The 3,801-nt window shown below is 40.4% G+C and carries 2 protein-coding genes; both read right to left on the bottom strand.

Going from position 1 to position 3,801, the window contains the following annotated elements:
* Positions 1-2,825, bottom strand: a 2,825-nt coding sequence (locus tag V7077_RS23985) for a hypothetical protein (RefSeq protein WP_335506634.1), incomplete at its 3' end; no start/stop codon positions are given.
* A 192-nt stretch (positions 2,826-3,017) separates the two neighbouring features.
* Positions 3,018-3,801: Ig-like domain-containing protein (locus V7077_RS23980; RefSeq protein ID WP_335506632.1), on the bottom strand; the 784-nt coding region annotated here is incomplete at its 5' end.

Here is a 3,801-nt window from a genome sequence, read left to right as displayed (position 1 = left end):
GTGTAACTTACCGGACTCACACTACTGGTTCCTGAGTAACGGATATTATAGGTTCCTGCACTAACGGTTGGTACCGTTAAATACGCATAAAAGCTGCCACTATAACTGGTATAGGTACTCGCATATGCTTCTCCACTGTCTCTTACTCCGTTACCATTGGTATCTAAATACACATAGCCTGACTCATATGTTGGAAAACTATCTCCATAGACTGTCACCGAACTGCCTGGTTTTCCGCTTGTGGTGTAAGTGGTGAGCTTGGCTGCAATTAATACCTTGTAACTTACAGGACTCACGCTTGATGAACCTGAGTAACGAATATAATAGGTACCTGCACTAATGCTTGGAATCGTTAAAGAAGCAGCAAAGGTGCCACTGGATCCACCATTGGTACTTGTATAAGCTTCACCGCTATCTTTTACGCCATTTCCATTGGCATCAAAATAAACGTAACCAGATTCATAACTTGAAAAATAACTTCCCGAGACTGTTACGGTGCTGCCTGCTATACCGCTTGTAGTATTAGTGGTTAACTTAGGAGCATTTAGTACAGTGTAACTCACCGGGCTTACAGTAGTTGTTCCATAATAGCGGATATAATAGGTACCTGCACTAATGCTAGGAACCGTTAAAGATACTGTAAAGCTACCGCTTGACCCATTATAAGTACTTGAATACGCCTCTCCACTATCCTTTATTCCATTTCCATTGGCGTCTAAATACACATAGCCATAATCATAACTTGGAAAATTACTTCCATAGACTGTCACTGTATTACCTGGTTTTCCACTTACAGTACCAATAGTTAACTTCGCAGCATTTAGAATAGTGTAACTTACCGGACTAGCACTCGATGTCCCGGAGTAGCGAATACTATAAGTCCCTGCGGTCACACTAGGTACTGTTAAAGATACGGTAAAACTACCACTTGAGTAACTATTGGCGCTAGTATACGATTCCCCTATATCCCTTATTCCATTCCCATTTGAATCTAAGTACACGTATCCAGATTCATAACCAAGAAAACTACTTCCATAGACTGTCACTGTGCTCCCTGGATTACCGCTTGTAGTATAAGTCGTTAGTTTGGCTGTATTTAGTACAGTGTAACTCACGGGACTTACACTGGTAGCTCCTGAGTAGCGAATGTTATAGGTACCTGGACTAACATTTGGAACCGTCAAATAAGCATAAAAGCTGCCACTGTAGCTGCTGCTGTAGGTCATCGTATACGCTTCTCCGCTATCTCTTACGCCATTTCCATTGGTATCTAAATAAACATAACCAGATTCATAGCTTGGGAAACTACCTCCATAGACCGAAACGATACTGCCTGCTCTTCCACTTGTCGTGTCAATAGTCAAGCTGGCCCTTGTCACTGTGTAATTGACAGGATTTATACTAGATGCCCCAGAATACCGGATACTATATGTACCCGCATTGATACTTGGTACGGTTAAAGAGGCAGTAAAACTCCCGCTGTACCCCCCATAAGTGCTCTTATACGTTTCCTCGCTATCTCTTACTCCATTTCCATTGGCATCTAAATACACATAGCCAGATTCATAACTCGGTAAATTACTTCCCGAAACTGTCACTATACTTCCTGATCTTCCACTAGTTGAATCCAGAGTTATCTTAGGGGAACTTAGTACGGTAAAACTGACCGGACTTACACTAGAAGTTCCAGAATAGCGAATATTATAGGTCCCCGCACTAACACTTGGTACAGTTAAATAAGCTGTAAAACTGCCATAATATGAACTATATGTACTCCCATATGCTTCTCCACTATCTCTGACTCCATTTCCATTGGCATCAAGATATACGTAGCCATACTCGTATAAAGGAAAACTACTTCCAGAGATAGCAAGCGTGCTGCCCGCTTTCCCGCTTGTCGTATTTAGTGTCAACTTAATAGAACTTTGTACAGTATAACTGATCGGAGATACACTAGTAGTCCCCGAATAGCGAATATTATAGGTGCCCGTGCTAACATTTGGAACAGTTAAATAAGCAGTAAAGCTGCCACCATAGCTACTTGAGGTACTCGTATACGCTTCTCCGCTATCTCTTACCCCATTCCCATTCGTATCTAAATAAACATATCCATATTCGTAAGTTGGTAAATTACTTCCATAGACATAGACTAGAGTACCTGGCTTTCCACTAGTCGAGGATACGGATAAGCTGGCCCTTTTTACTGTAAAACTGACCGGACTCACACTGGTAGTTCCCGAATAGCGAATGTTATACGTCCCTGCACTGATAGTAGGCACGGTCATATACGCTGTAAACCCTCCACTATAAGAACTATAGGTGCTCGTATACCATTCGCCGCTATCTTTCACTCCATTTCCATTGGCATCAAGGTATACATAACCAGATTCGTAGCTTGGTAAATTACTTCCATAGACATAAAAAGTGCTTCCTGGAGTCCCACTTGTAGTGTATAAGGTTAAGCTAGCTGTTTGAACAGTATAACTGACTTGATTCACAGTCGATGCGCCTGAGTAGCGAATAGGATAGGTACCTGCATTGATACTTGGTACAGTCAAATAGGCAGTAAGGCTGCCATAATAACTACTAGTGGTGCTTGAATACGCTTCCCCACTATCCCTTACTCCATTATTATTGGTATCTAGGTATACATACCCAGATTCATAGCTCGAAAATTGACTTCCATAGACGGTAATAGTACTTCCAGCCTTTCCGCTAGTCGAAGAAAGACTCAAATAACCAACATTTTGTGCAGCCGATGAAAAACTAGGAAAACATAACAATAAGAAGAAAAGCAAAAACATTAATCTCTTTACACCCTGCATATAAACTCCCCCTCTAAATAAAAAATAGTTTTACTATAAATGACTCATATATAAACACAGCCTCTTATAGTATTAATCTACTACTCTAGTATAGTAAAATTATACTACTGCTCCCAAATTTTTCAATATAAAAAGAAGAAACAAAGGGACGGTTCTCATGCTTCCGAAGCATGAGAACCGTCCCTTTGTTTTCTAATAAACTTTTACTATTTTGGCAGAGCTCCGATTCTTTGCTGCATCCTGAGCATAGATCTTGAGAATAGTTCCTTTTCTTTGGGATGCAATTTTTATTTTGAAATTACCCTTACCATCGACCTTTCCTGAACCAATTATCTTGTTCCCGTTGTAGATATATACTGTTGAGTTTGGTTCGGCCTTTCCGGTAATGTAAATGGTTTTACTAGTTATAGTATTCACAGTTGGCGGAGATGGGGGATTTTTATCGAGGACCTTTACGGCTGTAGCCCCACTCCTATTACCTGCTGCATCTTGTACATAAATATTAAGCACAGTGCCAGCAACACGCTTCGTGATTTTTATTGTAAACTTTCCTCCATTAGCAGTTGCATAGCCTATCATCTTATTACCTATATAAGCAAAAACCTTCGAATTTGATTCTGCTGTACCAGTAATGGTGGTTGACTGATCAGACACTGGATTAACATTTGGCTTTGGTGGAGGAGTTTTATCCAATACTTTCACCATTACATTCCCACTTTGGTTACCTTGTGGATCAATTGAATAAACAGTAATAAGTGTACCTGCTGTTTGTTTTGAGATTGGTATGGAATACTTTCCATTAAAGGATGTAGCATAACCAAGTCTCTTACTACCTATATAAGCATATATTTTCAGATTGGACTCTGCTATTCCAGTGATGGAAGTTGAATGATCCGACACTGGATTAACGGTTGGACTTTTGTCCGGGAAGTTGGCAGTCAGATGGTAAGCAGCATTGCTTATTCCGTTCCAATTA

The sequence above is a fragment of the Neobacillus vireti genome (assembly GCF_036962465.1).
In the GTDB taxonomy this organism is placed as follows: Bacteria; Bacillota; Bacilli; order Bacillales; family Cytobacillaceae; genus Neobacillus; species Neobacillus vireti_B.
Note: the sequence above shows the minus strand (reverse complement) of the source record. Positions and strands in the feature narration are given on the sequence as shown.